The sequence below is a fragment of the Caballeronia sp. EK genome (assembly GCF_014384845.1).
In the GTDB taxonomy this organism is placed as follows: domain Bacteria; phylum Pseudomonadota; class Gammaproteobacteria; order Burkholderiales; family Burkholderiaceae; genus Caballeronia; species Caballeronia jiangsuensis.
In genome coordinates, this window is record NZ_JACSUE010000005.1 from 370076 (window position 1) to 395656 (window position 25581).

Sequence of the window (25581 nt, forward strand, 5' to 3'; positions counted from 1 at the left end):
ATTGAGGACGGGCCGGCAGGCCCCTTCGCTATTCCCGGCACCGGGACTTCATCGCCCTCTGAGCGCCCCCATGTGTCCGGTCAATCCATGCCAGATGCCGAGGAACGCCATCTTGACGTGAGCGGTTCGGGGCTTGAGCCAAACGCCATAAATAACAAGGCGGAACGGCATCTTCACCAGTTCGGTCCATTTCCACGTCCACGGCATGTAGCCGCGGCCGATCAGATTGACCGCATTGCGAAACAGATAGTAATGCCTGAGCGGACTGTGGCTCGGGTAGGCGCGCCCAAGCACGCGAACAGGATCCCCGCCCAGCGAATGCCGTAGCCGGATGTGCGGCACGCCGAGCAAATCGAAACCGGCCCTGCGCGCGCGCGCGCACCATTCGAGATCGACGAAATCGATGAACAGCGACTCGTCCATGGGTCCGATGGCAGGCCACGCCGCCAGATTCAAGCAGGACCCCGATGTGATCAGAAAATCGACCTGAAGAGGTAACGTGCCAACGGGGGCGATTCGCTGCAACGCTGGGAACCCGAAGCGCACGAATGGCGTAACCCCGCCCAAACGAGCGTCCTCGTAGGCCGGACCCATCAGTGCCACGCGCCGTCCGGCCGCCGCTTCGGCGCGAAGCATCCGCGGCAATTCATTCAGCAGTTCGCCGGACGGCTCGCTGTCCTGATCGAATAGTAGAACGCAGTCGCAGCCGGCATCGTGCACGGCGCGAACGCCTTGGTTCAAGGCTGTCGCAATCCCGAGATTCGCGCCATTGGAAATGAGCTGAACCTTCTCGCGCAGCCCCAACTCCCGCTTCGAGCATGCCTGTTCGGTATTGTCGACGACAACGCACACACCCGAATCGGCGAAGCTATTCGCACGCTGCACGCAATGTTCGTCGGGGTGGTAATAGACCACGACGATACCGAGGGGACTGCCGTTAGCCACGTTGGTCAGTCATCCATCGTACGTATCGGCTCACGCCCTCCTCGACCGTCAGGAACGGCGCATCATAGCCCGCGCTGCGCAGCTTCGACGGATCGGCTTGCGTGAAGCATTGGTACTTGCCGCGCAGCGCGTTCGGGAACGGGATGTACTCGATCAGACCGCGCGCCACCAGTTCCTCCAACGGCAGCGCAGCTTCGCCGCTTTGTTCACGCAAGGTGTTGACCACCGTTCGCGCTATGTCGTTGAAGGGCTGCGCGCGTCCCGTGCCGAGATTGAAGATGCCAGATTTGTCAGGATGATCGAAGAAAAAGAGATTGACTCTGACCACGTCCTCGACAGAGATGAAATCGCGCGTCTGCTGACCCGGTGCGTAATCGAGATATTCACCGAACAGCTTGACCTTGCCCTGCTCGAGAAACTGATTGAAATTGTGAAAGGCAACCGATGCCATGCGGGATTTATGCGCTTCACGCGGCCCGTACACGTTGAAGTAGCGGAACCCCGCAATCTGGCTCTTCGCGCGTGGCAGAATCTGACGAATGATCTGATCGAAGAGGAACTTTGAGTAACCGTAGACGTTTAGCGGCTTCTCGAATTCACGGCGTTCGACAAATTGCTCCGAACCGCCATACACCGCGGCAGACGACGCGTAGAGGAACTGGATATCATTCTCGAGGCAGACGTCGAGCACTTCCCGGCTATAGCGAAAGTTGTTTTCCATCATGTAGCGACCATCGGACTCCATCGTGTCCGAGCACGCGCCTTCGTGGAAAACCGCGCGAACGCGCCCGAAGTCGCCTCGCCGAAAACGCGCGACAAACTCGGTTTTGTCGAGATAGTCGTCGATCTCGCAGTCGACGAGGTTCTTGAATTTGTCCGCGCGCGCGAGGTTGTCTATGGCGATCACGCGCTCGCCGCGTTCATTGAGCGCCTTGACGATATTGCTGCCGACGAATCCGGCCGCGCCGGTTACGATGAGGGTCATTTAGATATTTTGGAGGAGAACGGACGGGTTAGTGCTGCGAAGCCTCTGCCGGAAAGAGCTCTTCATAGCTCACGGGCGTCGTGCCGACCTTTCCTACCACGATGCCGGCCGCGCGATTTGCGTAGACTACAGCGTCGGCCAATGGAAGACCGGCGCCGAGCATCGCCGCGACAGTCGCGATGACGGTATCGCCGGCGCCGGAGACATCGTATACATCGCGCGCCTCGGTAGGCACATTCAGGATGGCGTCGTCGGTGTACAGCGTCATGCCATCCTCCGAGCGCGTAAGCAGCAACGCGTCGATGTCGAGCGAGAGGCGCAACTCGGTGATTCGCTCCGTCAACGCCTCTTCCGAGGACCATGCGCCGATCACATCGCGAAGTTCCGCCCGGTTCGGCGTGATGAGGGTCGCGCCTCGGTAGCGGGACCAATCTGAGCCCTTGGGATCGATCAGGACTTGCTTGCCCGCTTCGCGGGCGCGCTTGATCATCGCGGTCACGTGTGTCAGTCCGCCCTTTGCGTAGTCCGACAGCAGCACGACCTGCACGTTCGGGAGCACGGCCTCGAAACGCGCGAGACCCGCCAGCAGAATTTCCTTGGTTGGCTTTTCTTCGAAGTCGACACGCACGAGTTGCTGATGCCGGGCGATGATGCGCATCTTGATTATGGTCGCAATTGTGCTGTCCCGTTCGGCATGCGCCTGCACGTTGCTCTTTTCGAGCAGCGAGACGAGACGCTCGCCGGGTTCGTCGCAGCCGATGACACAAACAAGCGATGCCAGCGCGCCGAGCCCAGCGATGTTGCACGCGACATTCGCGGCCCCGCCCAGACGCTCCTCGGTCCGCTGCACATGCACGACTGGAACCGGCGCTTCCGGCGAAATGCGATTCGCGTCGCCGAACAGATAGCGGTCAAGCATAACGTCGCCAACAATCAGAACTTTCGATGCGCCAAGACGCTGTCGCGACACGGGTTCAGCAACCAATAGATTGCTGATCGCCGCAGTGGTGCTTCCTTGATTCCCAACCATATTGATCTTTCCAGCGCCCGGTTCCTAAAAACAATGTCTCGGCAGCGAGGCCAAACTCAGGCGCAATGCGTCATTCCACTTAGGCGCCTCTAGCCCGAAGGCAGCGAAAAGCTTTTCTCCCGACATGCGCGAATTGGCCGGCCGCTTGGCCGGCGTCGGATAAGAGGCTGTCGGAATGGGTTTCACGACCGGTTTTGTGTCGAGACCGCTCGATTCAAAGATTGCCTTGGCAAAACCGTGCCACGAGGTCGATCCACCTGCCGTCAGATTATAGACACCCGATTTTACCGCCCACCAGCTATCATCCGCCGTGATGGATTGCGCCAGCACATTCGAGGTCAGCGCGGCAATCGTCACGGCCCACGTCGGCGCACCGAACTGGTCTGCAACAACATTTAGTTCGTCGCGCCCGACACCGAGCCGCAGCATCGTCAGAAGAAAATTCTTTCCGCGCGTCCCATAGACCCAACTCGTGCGGAAGATCAGATGATCGCAGCCCGAAGCGGCGATCGCCTGCTCGCCAGCCAGCTTGCTCTTGCCATAGACGTTCTGCGGATTCACCACATCGTCTTCGACATAGACGCCGTCCTTCGTGCCGTCGAACACGTAATCGGTCGAATAGTGAACCAGCGCGGCGCCCAGACGCTTCGCCTCTTCCGCGAGCACACCGGGCGCTTCGCCGTTCGCGCACATCGCGGCTTCGACATCGCTTTCGGCCTTGTCGACCGCCGTGTAAGCCGCGGGATTGACGATCAGCGACGGCTTCACCTCGCGAACCACCTTTCGGATTCCGTTGAGATCGCCGAGGTCGAGCTTGCTGCGGTCGAGTGCGACGATCCTGCCGAGTCCCTGCAAAGTGCGCGCGAGCTCAAAGCCGACTTGACCGTTGACGCCTGTCAGAAGGATCGTGCGTTGATCATCGTTCTTCATCGCGTCGCTCACTCGAAACACTCGGCTTCGCCCAGGCGCTTGCCCGCCGCGTCTTTGGCCGCGAGCAAGGGTTCGAAATCGATCGGCCATTCGATGCCGATCTCTTTGTCATTCCACACGATGCTGCGTTCGAACTCGGGAAACCAGTAATCCGTCGTCTTGTAGAGGAACTGCGCCGCATCCGACAGCACGACGAAGCCGTGCGCGAATCCCGGCGGCACCCACAGTTGCCGATGATTTTCCGCCGAAAGAGTCACGCCCACCCACTTGCCGAAATTAGGCGAGCTTTTGCGGACGTCCACGGCGACATCGAACACCTCGCCTTCCACCACGCGCACGAGCTTGCCCTGCGCATGCTGAATCTGATAATGCAGACCGCGCAGCACGCCCTTCGCGGAGCGCGAGTGGTTGTCCTGCACGAACTCGACGCCGCCTTCCACCTGCTCCGCGAATTCGCGCGCGTTGAAGCTCTCGTAAAAGAAACCACGCGCATCGCCGAAAACCTTCGGCTCGATAATTTTGACTTCGGGCAGCGCCGTTGCAGTTACTTGGATGGCCATGCGACTTGGTCCTTCGGAAGATTGAGCAGATATTGACCGTAGGCGTTCTTCGCCAGCGGCTTCGCGAGCGCCAGCAGTTGTTCCTCGCCGATCCAGCGCTTGCGATACGCGATTTCTTCAGGACACGCCACGACGAGCCCCTGTCGCTTTTGCAACGTCGCGATGAAGGTGGCCGCATCGATCAGCGAATCGTGCGTGCCCGTGTCGAGCCATGCATAGCCGCGTCCCATGATCTCGACGTCGAGCTTCTTTTGTTCGAGATAACGCGAATTGACGTCGGTGATTTCGAGCTCACCGCGCGGCGACGGCTTGATGTCTGCCGCGATATCGCATACTTTATTGTCATAGAAATAGAGACCTGTCACCGCATAGTTGGAACGCGGTTTCGCGGGCTTCTCTTCGATCGACAATGCGCGAAACTGCTGGTCGAACTCGACGACACCATATCGCTCGGGATCGTGCACGTGATATGCGAACACGGTCGCACCTTCAGTGCGCTGATCGGCGCTCTCGAGTTGCTTCGCGAGATCGTGACCGTAGAAGATGTTGTCGCCGAGAATCAGCGCCGACGGATCGTTGCCGACAAATTCCTTGCCGATAATGAACGCCTGCGCAAGTCCATCCGGCGACGGCTGCACCGCATACTGGATGTTCATGCCCCACTGACTACCATCGCCGAGCATCGACTCGAAGCGCGGCGTGTCCTGCGGCGTCGAGATGATGAGCACGTCGCGAATGCCCGCGATCATCAACGTAGAGAGCGGATAGTAGATCATCGGCTTGTCGTAAACCGGCAGCAGTTGCTTCGACACCGCGTGCGTGATCGGATAAAGCCGCGTGCCGGAACCGCCGGCGAGAATGATGCCTTTGCGCGCCATCATCAGCCCCTTACGCGCGCTGCGCGTAGTTCGTCTCGACCCATTTCCGGTATTCGCCGGAAGCCACTTCGTCCGCCCACGCCTGATTGTCCAGATACCACTGGACCGTCTTCGCGAGACCGGTCTCGAAGGTTTCCGCAGGCTTCCAGCCGAGCTCGCGCTCGAGCTTGCGCGCATCGATGGCGTAGCGACGATCGTGGCCCGGACGGTCTTTCACATAAGTGATCTGGTCGCGATACGAACCGCTCGACTTCGGCTTCGCTTTATCGAGCAGGTCACACAACGTGTGCACGACTTCGAGATTCTTCTTTTCGTTCCAGCCGCCGACGTTGTACGTCTCGCCGAGCGCGCCACGCGCGAGCACTTCGCGGATCGCTGAGCAGTGATCGCCAACGTACAACCAATCGCGCACGTTCTGGCCATCGCCATAGACCGGCAGCGGCTTGCCGTTGAGCGCATTGGCGATCATCAGCGGAATCAACTTTTCGGGGAATTGGTACGGGCCGTAGTTGTTCGAGCAATTGGTCGTCAGGACCGGCAGGCCGTACGTATGATGATACGCGCGCACAAGATGATCGGACCCTGCCTTGGTCGCGGAATATGGGCTGTTCGGCGCGTAAGGCGTGGTCTCCGAAAATTGCGGATCGGTGGAGGAGAGCGAACCGTAGACCTCGTCGGTCGACACGTGCAGGAAGCGGAACGCCTGCTTCTCGTCTTCGGGCAGCTTGCTCCAGTACATCCGCGCGGCTTCGAGCAATATGAACGTGCCGACGACGTTCGTCTGCACGAATTCAGCCGGACCGTGGATCGAGCGGTCAACGTGGCTCTCGGCAGCGAAATGCAGAATGGCGCGTGGCTTATGCTGTTCGAGCAGCGCATCGATAGCCTCGCGATCGCAGATGTCGGCGCGCGCGAACACGTGGCGCGGGTCGTCCTTGAGCGTTTTGAGTGTGCCCAGATTGCCCGCATACGTGAGCTTGTCGACGTTCAGCACGGGTTCATCCGAGCCTTTGAGCCAATCCAGAACAAAATTAGCGCCGATAAAACCGGCGCCGCCCGTCACGAGAATCATACTTGGCCCTCTTTGTTGCTTTTACGCGACTTACACGTCACGCTCAAAGCTCGAATATGCGAAAAAATTGCAACCGACGCTGATTCTAAACGCAAATCGGAATCTATGACCGATTCAATACGCCTCTAGCCTCAGTTTCGTAAAACCTCGAATTATAAGGCTAGACCCTGCAAAACTTATACGCATAACACCTTGATACAGCTATCCACGCTCAGTTGCACGGCGTTGCAATGTGTAACTGCGAAACGCTTTTAGCGTTGCGTTAAACCAAGTCAGACGGTATTCACCCCCTGCTCCATAATCTCCGCATACTTCAAGTTCGCCGCGGTACGTGTGCATTCACTTTCTATGACCGACGCCCTTGCCTCCAGCACCGCCACCTCCCTCGCCCCCCTAGTCTTCGGCGACCTCCAGGGCTGCTGCGACCCCTTCCAGCGCCTCCTGAAAAAAGCCGCCCCCGCTCCCGACACACCGCTCTGGTTCGCGGGCGACCTCATCAACCGCGGTCCGAAATCATTGCAGACGTTGCGCGAAGTAATCGCCCTCGGCACGCGCGCGACGGTCGTACTCGGCAATCACGACCTGAACCTGCTTTCAGTCGCCGCCGGTCTGCGCAAACCGAAGAAAGGCGACACGCTCGATGAAATTCTGGAAGCGCCAGATGCAGCCGATCTCATCGAATGGGTCCGCCACAAGCCCGTCGCGCACTTCGAGAACGACATCCTGATGGTCCACGCCGGCGTGCTGCCGCAATGGGACGCGACGATGACGATGGAACTCGCCCACGAGCTCGAACGGGCCTTGCGCGCGCCGAACTGGAAAGAAACGCTCGCGGCGCTCTATGGCAACGAGCCGCATCGCTGGGAAGACAACCTGAAGGGCGCGGACCGCCTGCGCGTGATCTACAACGCGTTGACGCGCATCCGCTTCTGCACGCCCGAAGGCGCAATGGAATTTGCCAACAACGGCGGCCCCGACGCCGCCCCGCCCGGCTATATGCCGTGGTTCGACGTACCGAACCGCCGTACGCAGGACGTGACGATCGTCTTCGGCCATTGGGCCGCGCTGGGCCTCATGATCCGCGACGACGTGCTGTGTCTCGATTCGGGCTGCGTCTGGGGCAACAAGCTATCGGCGGTGCGCATGACCGCCGATCCCGCGCAGCGCGTGGTCACGCAGGTGAGCTGCTCGATGAAGAAGTGAGCGGGACCTCGGCCGTCGTTTCGACGACGGCCGGTGCACCACGCATGCGCTGTAGCGCCGCGTCGACAGCAGCCTGAGCCTCGCTCGCAAGCAACCGCCGATCCGCCCCCGGCGCGAGCGGATCACACACATACAGATGCGCGGTGATCTCCCCCGCGCCGAGCAACGCGTTCAGCGAATCGTCGAGCGACATATCGCCGATATACGCAGGCGCAGTCGATTGCCGCCCTTGCGCGTCCTCGTACATCAGGCAGATCGGCTGCACCGGACACGACGCCGACACCGCCGCCTGAAACATGTTGGCGTGAAACGGCAGCAGCGACGTGCCATCGGTGGTCGTGCCTTCCGGGAACACGCACATCATTTCGCCCGCGAGCAGCCGGTTGGCCAGCTCGTGCATGATGCGCTTCGCATCGCTACGCTTCTCGCGCTGCACGAACACCGTGCCGAGCTGTTGCGCCAGCCAGCCGACGACCGGCCACTTTCGAATCTCCGCCTTCGACACGAACGGCGTCGGACGCCACGCGTTGATCACGTAGATATCGATCCACGAGATGTGATTGCCGACGACGAGCACGCCCGCATCGAGCCGGGCTTCGTCGTTATGCACGACGAGCTTCATCCCGGAAAGCCGCAGCATCTCGAGCGACCACACGCGATTCATCGCGGCGCGCTCGCCTGCGGACGCGCGCGGAAAGCGCCTCGCGACGACCCACATGCCGTACAGCAAGTGGATGACGAGCCGCAGCTTTCGCCCAGCGAACATGATCAGCGGCTCTCGTACGCGACGTGACCGCCGACGATCGTCGCACGCACGCGCGCCGGCAGCTCATAGCCGAGGAACGGCGTGTTGCGGCCCTGGCTCTTCAGCTTCGCCGGATCGACGCGCCATTCGCCCGCCGCGTCGAACACGCAGAGATCCGCGATCGCGCCAGTCGCGATGCGGCCCGCGGGCAGCTTGAGCACATCGGCGGGCGAAGACGAGATGCGCGCGAGCGCCTTCGCGAGCGGCACGTTCGCGTCGAGCGCCCACTTCACCGTCAGCGACAGCAGCAACTCGAGACCGGTCGCGCCCGGGGTGGCTTCAGCGAAGGGCAGCAGCTTTTCGTCGTCGTCGAGCGGCGTGTGATCGGAGCAGATCGCGTCGATGGTGCCGTCCGCGAGGCCCGCGCGGATCGCGTCGCGGTCGCGCTGCGAGCGCAGCGGCGGATCGAGACGGAATTGCGAATCGAAGTAGCCGATGTCGATATCGGTCAGATGGACATGATTGACCGTCACGTCGCACGAGACCGCGAGACCCTCGGCCTTCGCCGCGCGCACGAGTTCGACGCCCGCCGCCGACGACAGATGCGACAGATGCACGCGCGCACCGGTCACGCGCATCAATTCGAAGATGGTATGCAGCGCGATGGTTTCCGCCGCGACCGGCACGCCCGACAACCCGAGCCGCGACGCCACCGCGCCGCTCGCCGCCACCCCGCCCTTCGACATGTAAGCGTCCTGAGGACGCAGCCACACGGTATAGCCGTACGTGGTCGCGTATTGCAGCGCGCGTTGCAGCGTGCGCGTATCGACGATCGGGTTATCGGCCTGCGAAAAGCCGATGCAGCCCGCCTCGGTCAACTGGACCATCTCGGTGATGGCCTCGCCCTTCAAGCCGACGGTCAGCGCGCCGAGCGGATACACATGCGCGAGATGCAGCTTCTGGGCGCGAAACTTGAGCATTTCGACGAGGCCCGGCTCGTCGAGCGTCGGGTCGGTGTCGGGCGGACACACGAGGCTCGTCACGCCGCCGGCCATCGCGGCGGCCATTTCGGATTCGAGCGTCGCCTTGTGCTCGAAGCCCGGTTCGCGCAACCGCGCGGACAGATCGACGAAACCCGGCGCGATGTAAAGCCCCGACGCGTCGATGATCTTCGCCGCGTTGAAATCCGCGGGCGCCTCGCCCAGGCCGACGATCCTGCCCGCCGCGATGAAAACGTCCTTGCGTTCTTCCGTGCCCGCGGCCGGATCGATGATCGTGCCGTTTTGAATCTGGATCTTCATGTCGTCTTCTTCAGTCGCTGTTGCCGGCCACGATGCCCATCACCGCCATGCGCACGGCGATGCCGAAGGTCACCTGATTCAGGATCACCGATTGCGGGCCGTCGGCCACCTGCGAGTCGATTTCCACGCCGCGATTCATCGGGCCCGGATGCATGACGATCGCATCGGGCGCAGCGAGCGCGAGACGCTCCGGCGTGAGTCCCCAACTCTTGAAATACTCCTGAGCGGACGGCAGGAGCGCGCCGCTCATGCGCTCGTTCTGCAGGCGCAGCATGATGATCACGTCGACGCCCTTCAGGCCTTCGTCGAGATTGTGATAGACGTGCACGCCCATCTGGTCGAGGTTGCCCGGCAAGAGCGTGCGCGGGCCGATCGCGCGCACTTCCGGCACGCCCAGCGTGGTCAGCGCGTGAATGTCCGAGCGCGCGACGCGCGAATGCAGAATGTCGCCGACGATCGCCACGCGCAGCTTCGTGAAGTCGCGCTTGTAATGGCGGATCGTGTACATGTCGAGCAGGCCTTGCGTCGGATGCGCGTGCCGGCCATCGCCCGCATTGATCACGTGCACGTGCGGCGCACAATGCTCGGCGATCAGATACGGCGCGCCGCTCGACGCGTGACGCACGACGAACATGTCCGCGTGCATCGCGGAGAGGTTGTTGATCGTGTCGAGCAGCGATTCGCCCTTGCTCGTCGATGACGCGTTGATGTTCAGGTTCAGCACATCCGCCGACAGGCGCTTCGCCGCGATCTCGAACGTCGTGCGCGTGCGCGTCGAGTTCTCGAAGAAGAGATTGAACACCGACTTGCCGCGCAGGAGCGGCACCTTCTTCACTTCGCGGTCGGTCACGCTCACGAACTGCTCGGCGGTATCGAGAATGTGCGTGACGATCGAGCGCGGCAGTCCTTCGATGGTCAGCAAGTGCTTGAGCTCGCCGTTCTTCGTGAGCTGCGGGTTGCCCTTGAGAAAGCCGTACCGGAACTTGTCTTGGGTAGGCGCGCCCGTCTCGGTTGCGCCCTGAGTGGCGGTGTTCATGGTGATCCCGGGTGTTACTGGAAAGAAGCTGCGAGCGTCGCTCAGCGGGCTTCGGTCGTAAAAGTGAATCCGCCGTCCTCGCGACGCGCGAGCACGAGGTTCTGGTTCGCGGGCACGTCAACCGTCGCGCCCGTGAAGCGCGCGCCGATCGGCATTTCGCGCCCGCCGCGATCGGCGAGCACCGCGAGGTCGATCGACGCCGGGCGGCCGTAGTCGTACAACTCGTTGATCGCCGCGCGCACGGTGCGCCCCGTCGACAACACGTCGTCGATCAGGATGATGCGACGGCCGTTCACATCGAAAGGCAGCTCGGTCGGGCGGGCCTGGCTGTGCAGGCCCTTTTTCGCATAGTCGTCCCGATGCAGCGCGACATTCACCACGCCGAAGTGCGGTGCGTTCAGGTCCTTCGCGAGCCGCTCGGCAAGCCACACGCCGCCGCTGTAGATGCCGGCGAGAACGGGGCCATCCGGTGCGGCAAGCGATTGTCCGAACGCAGCGCGAATCTGTTCGACCAGCGCGCGATAGAGCGACTCGGCGTCAATGGAACTCATGATCGTCGGGAAGTCCGTCGAGATATTGTTGAAGAATGACGCGGGCAGCTTCGGCGTCGATATCGTCGAAGCTGCCGCGTGCGTTGGTGCGCACGCCGCGTTCGCGCAAATCGGCTTTGGCGTCGACGGACGAGTAGCGCTCGTCCACCCATTGCACGGGCACGTTGAAACGGCCGTTCACCTGATTGCCGAAGCGCTTCGCGAGCGCGCTCATTTCATGCGGCGTGCCGTCGGGATGCATCGGCATGCCGACGACCACGGTATCGGGCTTCCACTCGTCGAGCAGTTTGCCCACTTCGACGAAGCGATATTCGCGATCGCGATTTTCCAGCGTGACGAGCGCACGCGCGTGTTTCGTGAGCGTATTGCCGACGGCGACACCAATTCGCTTCTCGCCATAATCGAATGCCAGCAGCGTGGCTTCGCGGCTCATGCGTGCCCTGCTTCGCCAGACAACATCGAGCGCGACACGCCGAGCAGCGAGAGCGCGGCTTCGAGGCGGTCTTCGGCCGGCACCTCGAAAATGATGCGCGGATCGGCTTCCACCGTGAGCCAGCCGTTCTTCGAGATTTCCTCTTCGAGTTGCCCCGCACCCCAGCCCGCGTGACCGAGCGTGAGCAGGAAACGCTCGGGACCCTTGCCGCTCGCGACCGCTTCGAGCACGTCCTTCGACGTGGTCATGGCGAGACCGCCGGGCACGCTCATCGACGAACTGTACGGTTCGCCCTCGCCCGCTTCGTGCAGCACGAAGCCGCGCTCGGTCTGCACGGGACCGCCGAAATACACGGGCAAATGGACGAGCGGCTCGATCTCCAGCTTGAGATCGATGCGGTTGAAGAGCGACTGGAGATCGATATCGGTCGGCCGGTTGATGACGAGGCCGAGCGCGCCTTTCTCCGTGTGATCGCACAGGTAGACCACCGTTCCTGAAAACGTCGGATCGGCCATGTTGGGCATGGCGATCAGGAACTGATTCGTCAAATTGATGCGATCGGAAGTCTTGGACATAATTCAGAATTTTAACAAAGGCGCTGCGAGATGGCCGACTTTGATGTAGGTCTGGTCTGGTTTCGGCGGGACCTGCGCGCGGCAGACAATGCTGCACTCTATCATGCGCTTACACGGTGCCGCCGCGTGCTGTGTGCGTTCATTTTCGATCGCGATATTCTCTCGCCGCTCGAAAAAAAGGACCGGCGCGTGCCCTTTATCCATGCGAGCGTCGTCGAACTGGATCGCACGCTGCGCGAGGCCGGCGGCGGGCTGATCGTGCGGCACGGTCATCCGGTTCACGATGTTCCGGCGCTCGCGCGCGAATGCGGCGTCGATGCCGTGTTCGCCAACCGCGATTACGAACCAGCCGCGAAGGCGCGCGACGAGGCCGTCGCGAAGAAGCTCGCGAGTCAGGACATCGCTTTTTTCACTTTCCGCGATCAGGCCGTCTTCGATCATGACGACGTGATGACAGGCGCAGGCAAGCCCTACACCGTCTTCACGCCGTACAAGCGCAAGTGGCTCGCCGCGCTCACGCCGGATGCGCTGAAGCCGTATGCGTCGGAGGATCATCTGAGCGCGCTCGCAAAGCCGCCGGCGGGCGTGAAGCACGCGGTTCCTTCGCTCGCCGCGCTCGGCTTTCCAGACACGCACGGTCCCGCGTTTCCCGCCGGCACGAGCGGCGCTTACGAGCTGTTCGACGATTTCCGCGACCGCATGACCGATTACGGCCGCACGCGCGATTTCCCCGCGCTGAAAGGCCCGAGTTATCTCGGCGTGCATCTGCGGCACGGCACCATGTCGATTCGCGCGCTCGCCCGCAGCGCGCACGATGCGCAGCGTCACGGCGACAAGGGCGCGGAAACCTGGCTCGGCGAGCTGATCTGGCGCGAGTTCTATTTCTCCGTGCTGCACCATTTTCCGCATGTCGGCGTGGCGGGCGATCATCGCGCGTTCAAGCCGGAATACGACCGCATTCGCTGGGAAACGGGCGACGCCGCCGACGCGAGCTTCGCCGCGTGGTGCGCGGGTCAGACGGGCTATCCGCTCGTCGATGCGGCGATGCGGCAGATCAATACGTCCGGCTACATGCACAACCGGTTGCGCATGGTGGTCGCGAGCTTTCTGACGAAGGATCTCGGTATCGACTGGCGGCGCGGCGAGGCGTATTTCGAAGCGCTGCTGAACGACTTCGAGCTATCGAACAACAACGGCGGCTGGCAATGGGCCGCGTCGAGCGGCTGTGACGCGCAACCGTATTTCCGTATCTTCAATCCGGTCACGCAGTCGCGGAAATTCGATGCGGCGGGCAAGTTCATCCGGCATTACGTGCCGGAGATCGCGGGCCTTTCGGATCGCGACATCCACGCGCCGTGGCTCGCGAAGCCGGATGCGCTGAAGGCCGCGAAAGTCTCGATCGGCGCGGATTATCCGCAGCCGATCGTCGATCACGACGCCGCCAGAAAGCGCACGCTCGCGCGCTATGACGTCGTGCGCAAGCCCGGCGCGAAAGACGCCGCGCCGCCCGAGGACGACTAACGCGCGACGAGCGCCGGCTTCTCGATCATCGCGGTGAGGGCGACGATCGATCCGCGCCCTTCCGAAGGCGCGATGCCGGCCGCCGCCTGATGCAGCATCGAACGCAGCATTTGCGCGGCGCGCTCGGGCACGGTGGCATCGATGCCGCGTGTCGCGCCTTCGGCGCCATCGGCGTGCGTTTCTCCGTGATGCGCGACGCGCCGCCACGCCAGGCCGAGCGTGTCCGCGAGCAGCGCGACATGCCCGAGGCCCAGCGCGCACGCCGCCGCGCCCAGCCGATGCGACGCGTCCGCCGCGGAAAGCGCCGCGGCTTCGTCGACCGTGCCGGTTTCGCTCGCCTGCGTGCCGCGCTCGACGAGCGCATCGATCGATGTCTCAGCGCTCTGCAGGAAATCCTCGTAGGCGGCCGCGTTCACGCGCAGCACGCCGAGATCGCGGGTCGCGGCATCGCGCGAGGCTTCCTCGCTCGCCTGCGCGGCGCCCGCTTCCCACGCGGCCTCCGATGCCTGCGTCGCGGCGACGTGCCACGCCACGGTCAGTCCGTAGTCGCGCAGCACGTCGACGTGCTCGGTGTCTTCGGGCGCCGCGCCGTACAGCGCGAAATCGCGCCACAGCAACGCGAGCGTCGCGCGCACGAGCGAACGCGGCGCGTACGTCAGCGCGTGCGCCTGGTCCGCCAGCACGAGATTGAAGCGCGCGTAGAGACGCTTCGCGTCGGCGATATGGTCGAGCGCGCCGCCGCTGCGTTCGGCGCGCTCACGCAGCGCCCGCACCGTCGACGACGCGAGCCGCCAGAAATCGTAGGGATCGGAACCGCGCAGTTCGTCGAGACAGGTATCGAGGCGCGCGAAGGCATTGGCGGATTCTTCGGCCGATCCGCGCAGCAATTTGAGCAGCGTCGCCTCGTAATGCGCCCGCAGGTGCGCGAGCCGCTCGGGCGCGATGCCGCGCAGTGTCGCCGGCGCGATCGCGCGGCCCGCGAGCGCGAGGTCGTCGTAGGAAACGGGCGCGACCCGCGTGTGCGCGGCCAGGAGCGCGTGCAGCCCGCGATAGTGATCGAAAAGCCCGGTCGAGCACGAGAGTTCGCGCAGATTGTGGCGCTCGACCGCGCCGCGAAACACCGCGATCGCGTCGGCGATGCGCGCGTGGCTTCCCTCCGATTCGTCGCCGAGCGGCGCGACGAGCGCGAGCGCCTCGGCGAAACGCTGCCCGGGCAGCCAGCCCGCCGAATGCAGCGCAGCGATGGCGCGCTTCAACGCGGCCCCGGTTTCGCCCTGGCGCTGGAACGCGTGCAGCGCGTCGGTCAGCGCCATTTCGGCGAGTCGCACCGATCCACCGCGCGGATTGGGCAGGGCTTCGAAGGGAACGGGCAGATCGGGACGAGATGTCATAACAAGCGCTCACAAGCCGGTTCGCGGGCGCGGTGATCGAACGCCGCCGTCGCACGCCGTTGAAAATGCGTCATCGGTAGGCGGGACGAGCGTCGCCACGCCTGCTTCAAGCGTATGCCTCATCCAGCGGGAGCGGAAATCGAATGCGCCCGCCGAGGCTTTTCGCACCTTTCACCTTTGTTCTCCAACATCGCGCGACGCCGGAATCGCCGCAACGAACTCGCCTTACGCTACAAAAACCGAAAAATCGGGCAAGCCGCACGGCGGCAGCATGCGCGCGGCACGCGTTGTCATATTCGAACGCGGGCCGCAAAAAACGCGCGCCGCATGACGCGAGTCATGCGGCGCGGCAGAACGACAAGATCAGATCTGAACCATCTCGAAATCTTCCTTGCGGGCTCCGCATTCGGGACAGGTCCAGTTGATCGGAACGTCCTCCCAGCGCGTGCCCGGCGCGATGCCCTCTTCGGGCAATCCCGCCTCCTCGTCGTAGATCCAGCCGCAGATCAGGCACATCCAGCTTCTGTATTCCATACTTATGCCGCGTCGATAGGTCGGTTGAAATTAGGACATGATGGTACCGTGTTGCCGTGTCGATGCCTAGCAAGCGGGCCGTCCGGGGTGCGCGCATCGTGATATCGGTCGAAACGGTCACCGCGACGGCTTTCCGCGACCCAGGCTCGCGCGCCCGAAAAAAGTGCGCAAAGAGAACAGCCGGGCGACATTAGGCCGCATAATCAGACATGACCGAGCGGGCATTCGCTCACGCGCACAAGGCGCGGGCGAGTGCCCTTAGAGCCGACCGTCCAATCAAGCAATCAATACCATAATGTCCGTTTTTGCCATGACCGGCGACTCCCCTCCGATCGTACTCACCTTCGGCCTTTTCGATCCCACGGGCGGCTCGGGCCTGCAAGCCGACCTGCTCACGCTCGCAAGCATGGGCTGCCACGGCGCGACCGTGCTCACCGGCTACGCGGTGCGCGACTCCGCCACCTGCGATGAAGTGACCGGGCTCGATCCGGACACGGTCGCGACCCAGGCGCGCATGTTGCTGGAGGACATGCCGATCGCCGCGTTCAAGATCGGTGCGGCGACGCGCGCGGAACTCGTATCGGCCATCGCCGAAGTCGTGTCCGATTACGACGACGTGCCGCTGATCCTCGCGCCCGATTTCACGCTCGACGACGAACACGTATTGTCCGCCGACGAACTCCGCGAATCGCTTGCCGATCTGCTCGTGCCGCAGACCACCATGCTGATCGCCGATCACGCCACGTTACTGCAGCTCGCCCAGCCGGACAGCGACGCCGAATCGCCGACGCTCGATTCCGCGATTTCCCACATCCTGGCGCAAGGTTGCGAGTACGTGCTCGCGATGGAAACCGGCACGCACCGGCATGTGAACACGCTCTACAGCGAAGAGGGGCAAGTGCGGCAGGACACCTGGGAGCGCGGCGTGCAGCGCATCATGGGCCTGACCGATACGCTCGGTTCGGCCGTCGCCGCTTTGCTCGCGAACGGCCAGGAGCCCGCCGAGGCCGCGCGCGAGGCGCAGGAATATGTGTTCCAGGCTGCGCGCGCCGCTTTTCGGCCCGGCATGGGCGCGTATCTGCCGGACCGCTTCTTCTGGGCGCGCTCGAACGACGCCGACGAAGACGGCGAAACATCCGCGCTACCTGATGATCCGACGGGGCTGCCCGGAGAAGCCCGACACTGACACCCGAACAATAAGGGAGGCGACGCGAGCGCATGCCATATCGACTGCCCCATCTGCACAAGCCCGGCCCGCAAGGCGCAATCCGCATCGGCTGCGCGGGCTGGGGCCTGTCGAGCGCCGTCTCCGCGAGCTTTCCGCACGAAGGCACGCACCTCGAACGCTATTCGCATGTGCTGACCTGCGTCGAGATCAACTCCAGTTTCTACAAGCCGCATCGCGAGCAGACCTACGCGCACTGGGCCGAGAGCGTGCCCGAATCGTTCCGCTTCTCGGTCAAGCTGCCGAAGGCGATCACGCATGATGCGCGTCTCGTCGATACCGCTTCCCTGCTCGATGAATTCCTTCAGGCAGCCGGGCACCTGGGCGACAAGCTCGGTTGCTGGCTCGTGCAATTGCCGCCGAGCCTGCCCTTCGATCACGACATCGCCGAAACTTTTCTCAAGGCCCTGCGCGAACGCACGAAGCTGCCGGTCGCATTCGAGGCGCGCGAGCATAGCTGGTTCACGACGCACGCGGCGGCGCTGCTGAAGGCGCATCACATCGCGTACGTGGACGCCGACCCGATCCCCGACGAATGCGAGATCAAGCATCGCGCGGACGCGTCGCTGGTTTATGTGCGGCTGCACGGCTCGCCCGAGCTCTACAAATCTTCCTACGACTACACCTATCTCGACGACCTCGCGCGCACCCTGCATAACCGCGCGAAAAAGACGCCCGAAGTCTGGTGCATCTTCGATAACACCGCCGAGGGCCATGCGCAGCCCAACGCGCTGCATCTGATGGAGCGGTTGCGGATTCATCACAAAGTCTGACCACGTTCGACGCTACGGAGGGTTTCCCGATGCATAAGCCGGCAGCACGAATCGCCCGTTTGCTTGGAGCCACGCTGTTCGTTTCGCTGTTCAATCTCGCCCTGCCCGCTCACGCCCAGAATGCCGCGCCGCCGCCCGGCGCCGCGCCCGCGGGCGACGGCACGTTCCTGCTGACGATCTTCCTCAAGCACGATGAATCGAAGACGCTGCCGCAGATCAATCAGCAACTGAAGGAACAAGGCTACTTCAAGCAGTTTCCGCCGCCGGGCGTGGAGGTGGTGTCGTGGTACGTGATGATGGGCATCGGGCAGGTGGTGACGCTGCGCGTCCCCGCCGACCGGCTGCGCGAAGTGAACCGCGCGATCGAGAGCACCGCGTGGGGCGGCTATCGAACGGAGTTTTATCCGACCTACGATTACAAGGCTGCCGCGCAGAAACTTCGCGACGAGATGAACAAATAGCCTTGGTATGGACGAAAAAAAACCCGCATCGCTGCGGGTTTTTTCTTGGCACGGCGCGAAACCTCTTTCGAAGTCCGCGCCGATGCAATCGGCCGAAGCCAGATTACATGTCCATGCCCATGCCGCCCATACCGCCGGGCATGCCGCCAGGCATCGGCGAGTCTTCCTTCGGCAGTTCGGCAACGGCTGCGTCGGTCGTCAGCAGCAGGCCTGCCACCGATGCCGCGTTTTGCAGCGCGGTGCGCGTGACCTTCGTCGGGTCGACGACGCCGGCTTCAACCAGGTCACCGTACTCGCCGGTGGCCGCGTTGTAGCCGTAGTTGCCCGTACCTTGAGCAACAGCCGCCACCACGACGGAAGCTTCTTCGCCGCCGTTCGTGACGATCTGGCGCAGCGGCTCTTCCATTGCACGCAGAACGATCTTGATGCCTGCGTCCTGATCGGCGTTGGCGCCCTTCAGGCCGTCGATCGCACGGCGAGCACGGATCAGCGCAACACCGCCGCCCGCCACGATGCCTTCTTCCACAGCTGCGCGCGTTGCGTGCAGTGCGTCTTCGACACGTGCCTTCTTTTCCTTCATTTCGACTTCGGTCGCAGCGCCGACCTTGATCACCGCAACGCCGCCAGCCAGCTTGGCCACGCGCTCTTGCAGCTTTTCACGGTCGTAGTCCGACGTCGCTTCTTCGATCTGCGTGCGCACTTGCTTCACGCGCGCTTCGATGTTCGCGGCTTCGCCAGCGCCATCGATGATCGTCGTGTTTTCCTTGCCCACTTCGATGCGCTTCGCCTGGCCCAGTTCAGCCAGCGTCGCCTTTTCGAGCGTCAGGCCGGTTTCTTCCGCAATCACTTGACCGCCGGTCAGGATCGCGATGTCTTCCAGCATTGCCTTGCGACGGTCGCCGAAGCCCGGAGCCTTGACGGCAACCGTCTTCAGGATGCCGCGGATGTTGTTGACGACCAGCGTAGCGAGCGCTTCGCCTTCGACGTCTTCCGCGATGATCAGCAGCGGACGGCCAGCCTTCGCCACTTGTTCCAGAACCGGGAGGAGGTCACGAATGTTCGAGACCTTCTTGTCGTGCAGCAGCACGAACGGGTTGTCCAGAACGGCGACTTGCTTGTCCGGGTTGTTGATGAAGTACGGCGACAGGTAGCCGCGGTCGAACTGCATGCCTTCCACGACGTCCAGCTCGTCTTGCAGCGACTTGCCGTCTTCGACGGTGATGACGCCTTCCTTGCCGACCTTGTCCATCGCTTCAGCGATGCGCTCGCCGATCGACGTGTCGCTGTTCGCCGAGATCGAGCCGACTTGCGCGATTTCCTTGTTGGTCGTGCAGGGCTTGCTGATCTTGCGCAGTTCTTCGATTGCTGCGGTGACGGCCTTGTCGATGCCGCGCTTCAGGTCCATCGGGTTCATGCCCGATGCGACGTACTTCATGCCTTCGCGAACGATGGATTGCGCGAGCACGGTAGCGGTCGTGGTGCCGTCACCTGCGTTGTCGCTGGTCTTGGAAGCCACTTCCTTGACCATTTGCGCGCCCATGTTCTGGAGCTTGTCCTTCAGTTCGATTTCCTTCGCGACCGAGACACCGTCCTTGGTGACCGTCGGGCCGCCGAACGAGCGCTCGAGCACGACATTGCGGCCCTTCGGACCCAGCGTGACCTTGACGGCGTTGGCGAGGATGTTCACGCCTTCGACCATCTTGGCGCGTGCGGAATCGCCAAAAGTGACTTCTTTAGCTGCCATATCCAAACTCCTTGATTCGATTCGATTTTCCGGCTTCGCTCAGCGCGCCCGAAACGGGCTGCGGCTTGTTGGCGAAGCCGAACGTGCAGGAAGGATGCTTACTTGACCAGAACGGCCATGATGTCTTCTTCGCGCATGACGAGCAGTTCCTGCCCGTCGACCTTGACGGTCTGGCCAGCGTACTTGCCGAACAGGACGCGGTCGCCGACCTTCACGTCGAGGGCGTTCTGCACGCCCTTGTCATCGCGCTTGCCCGGGCCGATGGCCAGAACTTCGCCTTGGTCCGGCTTCTCAGCCGCTGCTTCCGGGATCACGATGCCCGATGCGGTCTTGGTTTCCTGGTCCAGACGTTTGACGATGACGCGATCGTGCAAAGGACGAAGGTTCATACACACTCCTCTCTTGATTGAGACTGAAAACGCGGGAAAACCCGTCCGTTGAGAACAATCTCGCCGGACGGCAATCTTGTTAGCACTCTCGTGCAGTGAGTGCTAATTATATGGACCGAGTTTGACAATTTCAAGGAGGGTACGAGCGGGGAATCCCGTAGTGGCCGGATTTATCGAACTTTGCGCTTCGTGTTCGGCGTGTTGCGCGGGGACTCCGTCGGACATTTCGCGCCTGAATAAGTTTTCGACGGAGCGCGAATGATCGGCATAGCTAGGGTAAACGATGGGTACCGCCGTCACTTTGCTATGCGGCGTTCCACGCCTGCCGCATGAAGTTCACGCTCTCGCGCATCGACGCCAGCGGTTCACCCTTGAAGCCGCACTCCGCGCTGAGCAAACCCTGATAACCGCGTGCTTTGAGATGACCGAAAAAACTCGGGTAATCGTACGAACCCGTGCCCGGATTCAGCCGGCCGGTGTCGGCGAGATGAATGTGCGCGAGCCACTCGCAATGCTCGCGTAACTCGTCGAGCGGCTCATTCTCTTCGTCCATGTGATAGAAGTCCGCAAGTCCGCGCACTTCGGGCCGGTTCAGCTTCGTCGCGAGCCGCGCGCCATCGCCGACGCTGTTCACCAGATTCGACTCCTTGCGATTCAACGGCTCGATCGCGAGCGTGGTGCCGCTGCCTCGCAAGGCGTCCGCGCACCATTCGAGCGCGCTCAGGAATTCGTCTTCCGCCTGCGCCTGAGTCCAGCCTTCGGGAATGTTGCGCGTCCAGCCGCTGCCGAGCACGACCACGCGCGCTCGCGCAATCGTCAGCAATTCGACGACGCGATCGAAATACGCACGATTGCGACGCTCGTCTTTCTCCGGACCGACGATGCGCGCATCGTGCGGGAACAAATAACTGAAGGCGCTCGCGGGCAATGGCAGGTCAGGCACCCGCGCCTTTGCATCGGCGAACGATGCGTCGTCTTCGAGTTTCATCGGCACGAGCTGCGCCTCGATGTAGTCGAGCCCAGCCTCCTTCATCAAGCTCGCGTTTTGCAGCGGCCCGCACCAGCCGAATTGAGGTGTCGTCGTCATGTCGCTTTCTCGTAAGAGGATGGGCTCAAGCGCAGCACTTCCGGCGTCGTCGTCGGCCGCGCGCGCCGCGCAGTTGCCAAATGTGCGCGTTTGCATCGACTTCCTCAAGCAGGAACTCGCGCACGGCGAATTTGCCTTGTGGCAGGCGGCGTCGGCGACTGACGAACGCGACGCCTGATCGCGCGATCGCGCTCAGCGCAAGCTGCTGAATAGCTGTGCCATCAGATCGCGCAGCCAGCGATTGCCCGCTTCATGGTGATACCGCGCGTGCCAGTGCTGCCGCACGGCAAAACCCTCCACGGGAATCGGGCACGGATGAAGCGAAAGGCCATTGACCTTCGCGAGCGTCTGCCCGATATGCCGCGGCAGCGTGGCGATCAAATCGGTTGTCTGGATGATCGCGCCCAGCCCGAGAAAGCCGGGCAATTCCAGAACGACATCCCGCTCGATCTGCTCGCGCACGAGCGCCTGCTCCAGCAGTTGAGCGCCGGTGCCTGCCGCGATCGCGACGTGGCCTTCCGCGCGGTACTGCTTCACACCCAGCCTTGCGCGCACACGCGGATGATGCGGATTGGTCAGGCACACCCAGTCCTGCGTATAGAGCTGTTGCTGGTAGATGCCGCCGCCTAGCCAGGGCACATGGCCGACGGCCAGATCGGCCTCGCCCGACTCCAGCGCACGTTCCGTGTTGCCGTCGATTCTCGCCGCCTCCAGACGAATGCCCGGCGCCTGGGCGCGGACATGCGCAAGCATTCGCGGCAGCAGCGTGATATGGCTCGCATCGGTCATGCAGATGCGAAACCGTCGCTTCGCCGTGGCGGGATCAAAGGCGATCTCCCACGCGGTGAAGCGCCGCAACGATTCGAGAATCTCCCGGCACGGCCCGATCAGCGCATCGGCCTGCGGGGTCGGCGCCATGCCGCCCGGCGTGCGAATGAACAACGGGTCTTGCAGATGCTCGCGCAGACGTCCGAGCCAGATGCTGATGGTCGGCTGACTCTGGCCGAGCTTCTCGGCCACGCGCGTGACGTTGCGAGCGTCGTAAAGAAGGTCGAAAAGCTGCAGCAGCTTCAGGTCCGGCAGTTCGGTCGGAATCATGGCGTTATTACCATACGCAATGACGTCATTGTAGCTATTGCATTGCCATGATGAGCGGCAACTCCTATCGTGGCGTCAACACATCAGGGAGACGCCATTGAAGATCGCAATTCTCGGAGCCGGCGCGCTGGGCTGCGCCATCGGTTCCACCCTCTCGCAGGGCGGTCACGAAACCTGGCTGATCGACCGCTCGCCGGCGCACGTCGATGCGATGCGTCGCGACGGCTTGCAAGTCGACGATGCCGATGGCTCCCGACACGTCGAAGTGCGCGCGGCCACTAAAGCCGCCGAAGTCGGCGCCGTGGATCTGGTCGTCGTGCTGGTCAAGTCCTTCCATACCGATTCGGCCATGCGCGGCGCGCTCGATCTCATCGGACCTGAAACGCTGGTGCTTTCGTTGCAGAACGGCCTCGGCCATGAAGACGTGCTCGCCGACGTCGTGGGCCGCGAGCGCGTGCTGGCGGGCAAGACGTACGTGGGCGGCGTGCTGCGCGGGCCCGGACACATACAGTCCGGCGTGAAAGGGAAACTGACCTACATCGGCGAACTCGACGGCCAGCTCACCGCGCGGGTGCAGGCGATTGCCGAAGCCTTCAATGCGTCGGGTCTGATGACCACGGTGAGCGACAACATCCTCGGCACGATGTGGGACAAGTTGCTGATCAACGTCGCGACGGGCGCGATAACGGGCATCACCCGTCTCACTTACGGACAGCTCTACGAGGAACCCGTTCTCAAGGCGACCGCGCTCGCGGCCGTCGCCGAAGCGATGGCCGCAGCGAAGGCGGCGGGCGTCACGCTATCCATCACGGACCCGGACCAGGCGTGGACGCTCGCGTCCGAAGGACTGCCCTCGGCCTTCAAGACGTCGATGCTGCAAAGCCTCGAAAAAGGCTCGATCACCGAGATCGACTTCATCAACGGAGCGGTCGTGCGCTGGGGCGAACGCCTCGGCGTGCCGACTCCGGTCAATGCCACTCTGGTTGCATGCATCAGGGGCATCGAGCGCGCCATGACGGACCTTCAACGTGAAGGAGCGCGAGCATGAGCGCATCGAAAGCCTATCTGGAGCATGTCGCCATCTTCGTGAAGGACATTCACTGGCACATCCGCTTCTTCGAAGACGTGCTCGGCATGACGATGCGCGAAGTCGACGGCACCGTCGATGCACCCCGTCAGTACTGGACGCTCGGCGGCCTGCAATTCATCCACGACCCGAAGCACGAAGCGCCCGAAGGCCGGCTCGCGCATCTCGGCGTGATGTGCGAAGACCTCGAAGCCGCGTTGAGCGCCGCGCAACGCTACGACGCCACGGCAATGCCGCAGGGCCGCAACTGGCTGCGTCTGCCCGACGGCCTCGCCATCGAACTGATCCAGGCGAAGCCGGCCTCGTGCGTTGCGCGGGCCCTCGAAATCAATCCGCGTGCGGAGGCTTGAACATGACCATCATCGATAAATACTGGGACGATGCGCGCGAAGGCGACGAGTGCGTAAGCCCGACATACACCGTCACCAAAGCGCGCATTCTGGCGTACGCCGATCTCACCGGCGATCACACGCCCGTGCATGTCGACGAGGAATACGCCAACGCGAGTCACTTCGGTTCGATCGTCGCGCATGGCCTCTTCGGGCTCTCGATCGCCGATGGCCTCAAGACGCAAAGCGACTATCGCTTTCTGCCGGGCATGTCGCTCGGCTGGACGTGGGACTTCAATCTGCCGATCAAGGTCAACGACGTGCTGCACGTCAAATTCCGCGTGGGCGCGATGCGCGCGAGCAGGAGCCGGCCTGACTGGGGCATCGTCGTGTTGCCGTCCGAGCTGATCAATCAGCATGGCGAGGTCGTGCAGCATGGCGAGCATCGTCTGATGGTGCCGCGCCGTCCGGGAGCGTTCTGATGCAAGCCCGTCCTCTCGAAGGTATTCGCGTCGTCGATTACAGCCACTTTCTCGCCGGTCCGTATGTCGGACGCTGCCTCGCGGCGCTCGGCGCGGAAGTCATCAAGGTCGAACGTCCCGGCAGCGGCGATGCCGGACGCCAGCACGCCACCGTCCTCGACGATCAGCAAAGCGCCTACTTCCTGCAGCTCAACATGGGCAAGCGCGGCGTGAGCGTCAACATGAAAGACCCGCGCGGCAAGGCGTTCATGCAGCGTCTGTGCGATTCGGCGGACGTGTTCATCGAAAACTACCGGCCCGGCGCGCTCGACAAGCTCGGTCTCGGTTATGCGGCGTTGTCGGAACGCAATCCGAAGCTCGTCTATTGCTCGATCTCGGCCTACGGTCATACGGGACCGGATGCGCATCGCGCGGGCTTCGGCCTGATCGCGGAAGCCAAGAGCGGCATCATGCAGATGATCGGCAATCCCGGCGAGCCGCCGCCCTTGATGCGCATCTCGCTCGGCGACATGTACACGGGCATTCACGCGGTGGCCGCGATCAACGCCGCGCTGCTCGGCCGCGTAAAAAGCGGGCGCGGTCAGCACATCGACATGGCGCTGTACGACACGCTCGTGTCGATGCACGAATACGCCGTGCAGTGCTACACGACGCAAGGCGTGCTGCCCGAGCAGACCGGTCACGACATGCCGACATCGACGCTCTACGGCGTATTCCGCGCCGCCGATGGCGATCTCGTGATCGCCGCTCAGGTCGACGATTCGTGGAAGCGTTTCGCCGCGCTGATCGAGGCGAACGGCGGCCCCGCAGGCTTCGGCGCCGATGCGCGATTCCACACGCTCAACGGGCGCAATGCGCATCGCGTGGAAATCCTCGATGTGGTGAAGCCCTGGGTGGCCGCGCGAGCGGTCGCGCAAGTGCTGGCGTTGCTGGACAGCGTGGATGTGCCTTGCGCCAAGGTGCAGCGCATCGACGAGGTGCTGGCCGACCCGCAGATCGTCGCGCGCGGCATGGTGATCGAGCAGCAGCATCCACGCTTTGGCACGCTGCGCCTGCCGAACCTGCCCTTCCGCTTTTCCGATTGCGACACGACGATCCGCGAAGTCGGGCCGGACCTCGGTCAGCACAACGCGGAAGTCGCGGCGTCGCTCGGTTTCGACGCAGCCGAGATCGACGCCATGCAGACCGAAGGCGTTCTATTTTCGAAGTGAGGCGA

The 25581-nt window shown here is 62.9% G+C and carries 28 protein-coding genes; 9 read left to right on the forward strand and 19 right to left on the reverse strand.

What is annotated here, in order from left to right; genetic code table 11:
• Positions 1-48: 48 nt before the first annotated feature.
• From IAG25_RS17220 to rfbB, 7 genes are read right to left on the reverse strand one after another with little or no spacing between them, the layout of a single operon-like run.
• The gene (locus tag IAG25_RS17220) at positions 49-945 is read right to left on the reverse strand and encodes a glycosyltransferase family 2 protein (RefSeq protein ID WP_309243944.1); all 897 of its coding nucleotides are present in this window, start codon (positions 943-945) and stop codon (positions 49-51) included.
• Positions 938-1930: an ADP-glyceromanno-heptose 6-epimerase gene (gene rfaD, locus IAG25_RS17225; RefSeq protein ID WP_187605926.1), complete on the reverse strand. Its 993-nt coding sequence runs from the start codon at positions 1928-1930 to the stop codon at positions 938-940. The genes IAG25_RS17220 and rfaD overlap by 8 nt, the downstream gene beginning before the upstream one ends.
• Positions 1931-1958: 28 nt before the next feature.
• Positions 1959-2960, reverse strand: a complete 1002-nt coding sequence (gene rfaE1 / locus IAG25_RS17230) for a D-glycero-beta-D-manno-heptose-7-phosphate kinase (protein WP_187605927.1) — start codon at positions 2958-2960, stop codon at positions 1959-1961.
• A gap of 24 nt (positions 2961-2984) precedes the next feature.
• The gene (gene rfbD / locus IAG25_RS17235) at positions 2985-3890 is read right to left on the reverse strand and encodes a dTDP-4-dehydrorhamnose reductase (protein ID WP_187605928.1); all 906 of its coding nucleotides are present in this window, start codon (positions 3888-3890) and stop codon (positions 2985-2987) included.
• Positions 3891-3898: 8 nt separating this feature from the next.
• Positions 3899-4450, reverse strand: a complete 552-nt coding sequence (rfbC, locus tag IAG25_RS17240; RefSeq protein WP_187605929.1) for a dTDP-4-dehydrorhamnose 3,5-epimerase — start codon at positions 4448-4450, stop codon at positions 3899-3901.
• Entirely contained in the window at positions 4435-5328 is an 894-nt protein-coding gene (gene rfbA, locus IAG25_RS17245; protein WP_187606133.1) for a glucose-1-phosphate thymidylyltransferase RfbA, read from the reverse strand. Before rfbA ends, rfbC begins: the two co-directional genes overlap by 16 nt.
• A gap of 10 nt (positions 5329-5338) precedes the next feature.
• Positions 5339-6400 (reverse strand): dTDP-glucose 4,6-dehydratase, encoded by a 1062-nt coding sequence (gene rfbB / locus IAG25_RS17250; RefSeq protein ID WP_187605930.1) that lies wholly within the window; start codon positions 6398-6400, stop codon positions 5339-5341.
• A 348-nt stretch (positions 6401-6748) separates the two neighbouring features.
• Between rfbB and IAG25_RS17255 the strand changes: the two genes are divergently transcribed.
• On the forward strand, positions 6749-7603 hold the full coding sequence (locus tag IAG25_RS17255) for a symmetrical bis(5'-nucleosyl)-tetraphosphatase (protein WP_187605931.1): 855 nt from the start codon (positions 6749-6751) through the stop codon (positions 7601-7603).
• On the opposite strand, the gene IAG25_RS17260 is transcribed toward IAG25_RS17255, so the two are convergent.
• The 6 genes from IAG25_RS17260 to IAG25_RS17285 are packed head-to-tail and all read right to left on the reverse strand — an operon-like array spanning position 7572 to position 12244.
• Entirely contained in the window at positions 7572-8372 is an 801-nt protein-coding gene (locus tag IAG25_RS17260) for a lysophospholipid acyltransferase family protein (protein ID WP_187606134.1), read from the reverse strand. The two genes, IAG25_RS17255 and IAG25_RS17260, sit on opposite strands and share 32 nt — an antisense overlap.
• Positions 8372-9649 carry a dihydroorotase gene (locus IAG25_RS17265; protein WP_187605932.1) on the reverse strand — a complete coding sequence of 426 codons (1278 nt, stop codon included), beginning with the start codon at positions 9647-9649 and terminating at the stop codon, positions 8372-8374. Before IAG25_RS17265 ends, IAG25_RS17260 begins: the two co-directional genes overlap by 1 nt.
• 10 nt (positions 9650-9659) lie before the next feature.
• Positions 9660-10685, reverse strand: a complete 1026-nt coding sequence (locus IAG25_RS17270) for an aspartate carbamoyltransferase catalytic subunit (protein WP_035500867.1) — start codon at positions 10683-10685, stop codon at positions 9660-9662.
• Positions 10686-10726: 41 nt separating this feature from the next.
• Complete coding sequence (gene pyrR, locus IAG25_RS17275) at positions 10727-11236, reverse strand: bifunctional pyr operon transcriptional regulator/uracil phosphoribosyltransferase PyrR (RefSeq protein WP_187605933.1); 510 nt, start codon at positions 11234-11236, stop codon at positions 10727-10729.
• Entirely contained in the window at positions 11223-11669 is a 447-nt protein-coding gene (ruvX, locus tag IAG25_RS17280; RefSeq protein ID WP_187605934.1) for a Holliday junction resolvase RuvX, read from the reverse strand. The genes pyrR and ruvX overlap by 14 nt, the downstream gene beginning before the upstream one ends.
• Positions 11666-12244: a YqgE/AlgH family protein gene (locus IAG25_RS17285; RefSeq protein ID WP_187605935.1), complete on the reverse strand. Its 579-nt coding sequence runs from the start codon at positions 12242-12244 to the stop codon at positions 11666-11668. Before IAG25_RS17285 ends, ruvX begins: the two co-directional genes overlap by 4 nt.
• Before the next feature lie 30 nt (positions 12245-12274).
• Between IAG25_RS17285 and IAG25_RS17290 the strand changes: the two genes are divergently transcribed.
• Positions 12275-13765: a cryptochrome/photolyase family protein gene (locus IAG25_RS17290; RefSeq protein WP_187605936.1), complete on the forward strand. Its 1491-nt coding sequence runs from the start codon at positions 12275-12277 to the stop codon at positions 13763-13765.
• On the opposite strand, the gene IAG25_RS17295 is transcribed toward IAG25_RS17290, so the two are convergent.
• Together IAG25_RS17295 and IAG25_RS17300 are read right to left on the reverse strand one after the other, a co-directional pair.
• On the reverse strand, positions 13762-15156 hold the full coding sequence (locus IAG25_RS17295; RefSeq protein WP_187605937.1) for a hypothetical protein: 1395 nt from the start codon (positions 15154-15156) through the stop codon (positions 13762-13764). The two genes, IAG25_RS17290 and IAG25_RS17295, sit on opposite strands and share 4 nt — an antisense overlap.
• Before the next feature lie 363 nt (positions 15157-15519).
• Positions 15520-15690 carry a rubredoxin gene (locus tag IAG25_RS17300; RefSeq protein ID WP_025527884.1) on the reverse strand — a complete coding sequence of 57 codons (171 nt, stop codon included), beginning with the start codon at positions 15688-15690 and terminating at the stop codon, positions 15520-15522.
• 310 nt (positions 15691-16000) lie between these two features.
• On the opposite strand from IAG25_RS17300, the gene thiD reads away from it, so the two are divergent.
• Genes thiD through IAG25_RS17315 form a run of 3 tightly spaced genes read left to right on the forward strand, consistent with a single transcriptional unit; the run spans position 16001 to position 18149 of the window.
• Positions 16001-16876 (forward strand): bifunctional hydroxymethylpyrimidine kinase/phosphomethylpyrimidine kinase, encoded by an 876-nt coding sequence (thiD, locus tag IAG25_RS17305; RefSeq protein ID WP_187605938.1) that lies wholly within the window; start codon positions 16001-16003, stop codon positions 16874-16876.
• A gap of 32 nt (positions 16877-16908) precedes the next feature.
• On the forward strand, positions 16909-17688 hold the full coding sequence (locus IAG25_RS17310) for a DUF72 domain-containing protein (protein WP_187605939.1): 780 nt from the start codon (positions 16909-16911) through the stop codon (positions 17686-17688).
• 29 nt (positions 17689-17717) lie between these two features.
• Entirely contained in the window at positions 17718-18149 is a 432-nt protein-coding gene (locus IAG25_RS17315) for a hypothetical protein (protein ID WP_187605940.1), read from the forward strand.
• A 103-nt stretch (positions 18150-18252) separates the two neighbouring features.
• On the opposite strand, the gene groL is transcribed toward IAG25_RS17315, so the two are convergent.
• The 4 genes from groL to IAG25_RS17335 form a co-directional block, all read right to left on the reverse strand.
• The gene (gene groL, locus IAG25_RS17320; RefSeq protein ID WP_187605941.1) at positions 18253-19893 is read right to left on the reverse strand and encodes a chaperonin GroEL; all 1641 of its coding nucleotides are present in this window, start codon (positions 19891-19893) and stop codon (positions 18253-18255) included.
• Between the two features lie 98 nt (positions 19894-19991).
• Entirely contained in the window at positions 19992-20282 is a 291-nt protein-coding gene (locus tag IAG25_RS17325; RefSeq protein WP_035500852.1) for a co-chaperone GroES, read from the reverse strand.
• 304 nt (positions 20283-20586) lie between these two features.
• Entirely contained in the window at positions 20587-21369 is a 783-nt protein-coding gene (locus tag IAG25_RS17330; protein WP_187605942.1) for a sugar phosphate isomerase/epimerase family protein, read from the reverse strand.
• 192 nt (positions 21370-21561) lie between these two features.
• Positions 21562-22467, reverse strand: a complete 906-nt coding sequence (locus IAG25_RS17335; protein ID WP_187605943.1) for a LysR family transcriptional regulator — start codon at positions 22465-22467, stop codon at positions 21562-21564.
• Positions 22468-22564: 97 nt separating this feature from the next.
• Here IAG25_RS17335 and IAG25_RS17340 point away from each other — a divergent pair, with 97 nt between their 5' ends.
• The 4 genes from IAG25_RS17340 to IAG25_RS17355 are packed head-to-tail and all read left to right on the forward strand — an operon-like array spanning position 22565 to position 25576.
• On the forward strand, positions 22565-23515 hold the full coding sequence (locus tag IAG25_RS17340; protein WP_187605944.1) for a ketopantoate reductase family protein: 951 nt from the start codon (positions 22565-22567) through the stop codon (positions 23513-23515).
• Positions 23512-23904, forward strand: a complete 393-nt coding sequence (locus tag IAG25_RS17345; RefSeq protein ID WP_187605945.1) for a VOC family protein — start codon at positions 23512-23514, stop codon at positions 23902-23904. Before IAG25_RS17340 ends, IAG25_RS17345 begins: the two co-directional genes overlap by 4 nt.
• A 2-nt stretch (positions 23905-23906) precedes the next feature.
• On the forward strand, positions 23907-24365 hold the full coding sequence (locus tag IAG25_RS17350) for a MaoC family dehydratase (protein ID WP_187605946.1): 459 nt from the start codon (positions 23907-23909) through the stop codon (positions 24363-24365).
• Positions 24365-25576 (forward strand): CaiB/BaiF CoA transferase family protein, encoded by a 1212-nt coding sequence (locus IAG25_RS17355; protein WP_187605947.1) that lies wholly within the window; start codon positions 24365-24367, stop codon positions 25574-25576. The genes IAG25_RS17350 and IAG25_RS17355 overlap by 1 nt, the downstream gene beginning before the upstream one ends.
• Positions 25577-25581: the final 5 nt, after the last annotated feature.

Bases quoted from the DNA above. Each gene is read 5' to 3' on its own strand.
- rfaD (WP_187605926.1), bottom strand. From the start codon at position 1,930: ATGACCCTCATCGTAACCGGCGCGGCCGGATTCGTCGGCAGCAATATC.
- rfaE1 (WP_187605927.1), bottom strand. From the start codon at position 2,960: ATGGTTGGGAATCAAGGAAGCACCACTGCGGCGATCAGCAATCTATTG.
- rfbD (WP_187605928.1), bottom strand. From the start codon at position 3,890: ATGAAGAACGATGATCAACGCACGATCCTTCTGACAGGCGTCAACGGT.
- rfbC (WP_187605929.1), bottom strand. From the start codon at position 4,450: ATGGCCATCCAAGTAACTGCAACGGCGCTGCCCGAAGTCAAAATTATC.
- rfbA (WP_187606133.1), bottom strand. From the start codon at position 5,328: ATGGCGCGCAAAGGCATCATTCTCGCCGGCGGTTCCGGCACGCGGCTT.
- rfbB (WP_187605930.1), bottom strand. From the start codon at position 6,400: ATGATTCTCGTGACGGGCGGCGCCGGTTTTATCGGCGCTAATTTTGTT.
- IAG25_RS17255 (WP_187605931.1), top strand. From the start codon at position 6,749: ATGACCGACGCCCTTGCCTCCAGCACCGCCACCTCCCTCGCCCCCCTA.
- IAG25_RS17265 (WP_187605932.1), bottom strand. From the start codon at position 9,649: ATGAAGATCCAGATTCAAAACGGCACGATCATCGATCCGGCCGCGGGC.
- IAG25_RS17270 (WP_035500867.1), bottom strand. From the start codon at position 10,685: ATGAACACCGCCACTCAGGGCGCAACCGAGACGGGCGCGCCTACCCAA.
- pyrR (WP_187605933.1), bottom strand. From the start codon at position 11,236: ATGAGTTCCATTGACGCCGAGTCGCTCTATCGCGCGCTGGTCGAACAG.
- ruvX (WP_187605934.1), bottom strand. From the start codon at position 11,669: ATGAGCCGCGAAGCCACGCTGCTGGCATTCGATTATGGCGAGAAGCGA.
- IAG25_RS17285 (WP_187605935.1), bottom strand. From the start codon at position 12,244: ATGTCCAAGACTTCCGATCGCATCAATTTGACGAATCAGTTCCTGATC.
- IAG25_RS17290 (WP_187605936.1), top strand. From the start codon at position 12,275: ATGGCCGACTTTGATGTAGGTCTGGTCTGGTTTCGGCGGGACCTGCGC.
- IAG25_RS17295 (WP_187605937.1), bottom strand. From the start codon at position 15,156: ATGACATCTCGTCCCGATCTGCCCGTTCCCTTCGAAGCCCTGCCCAAT.
- IAG25_RS17300 (WP_025527884.1), bottom strand. From the start codon at position 15,690: ATGGAATACAGAAGCTGGATGTGCCTGATCTGCGGCTGGATCTACGAC.
- thiD (WP_187605938.1), top strand. From the start codon at position 16,001: ATGACCGGCGACTCCCCTCCGATCGTACTCACCTTCGGCCTTTTCGAT.
- IAG25_RS17310 (WP_187605939.1), top strand. From the start codon at position 16,909: ATGCCATATCGACTGCCCCATCTGCACAAGCCCGGCCCGCAAGGCGCA.
- IAG25_RS17315 (WP_187605940.1), top strand. From the start codon at position 17,718: ATGCATAAGCCGGCAGCACGAATCGCCCGTTTGCTTGGAGCCACGCTG.
- groL (WP_187605941.1), bottom strand. From the start codon at position 19,893: ATGGCAGCTAAAGAAGTCACTTTTGGCGATTCCGCACGCGCCAAGATG.
- IAG25_RS17325 (WP_035500852.1), bottom strand. From the start codon at position 20,282: ATGAACCTTCGTCCTTTGCACGATCGCGTCATCGTCAAACGTCTGGAC.
- IAG25_RS17330 (WP_187605942.1), bottom strand. From the start codon at position 21,369: ATGACGACGACACCTCAATTCGGCTGGTGCGGGCCGCTGCAAAACGCG.
- IAG25_RS17335 (WP_187605943.1), bottom strand. From the start codon at position 22,467: ATGATTCCGACCGAACTGCCGGACCTGAAGCTGCTGCAGCTTTTCGAC.
- IAG25_RS17345 (WP_187605945.1), top strand. From the start codon at position 23,512: ATGAGCGCATCGAAAGCCTATCTGGAGCATGTCGCCATCTTCGTGAAG.
- IAG25_RS17350 (WP_187605946.1), top strand. From the start codon at position 23,907: ATGACCATCATCGATAAATACTGGGACGATGCGCGCGAAGGCGACGAG.
- IAG25_RS17355 (WP_187605947.1), top strand. From the start codon at position 24,365: ATGCAAGCCCGTCCTCTCGAAGGTATTCGCGTCGTCGATTACAGCCAC.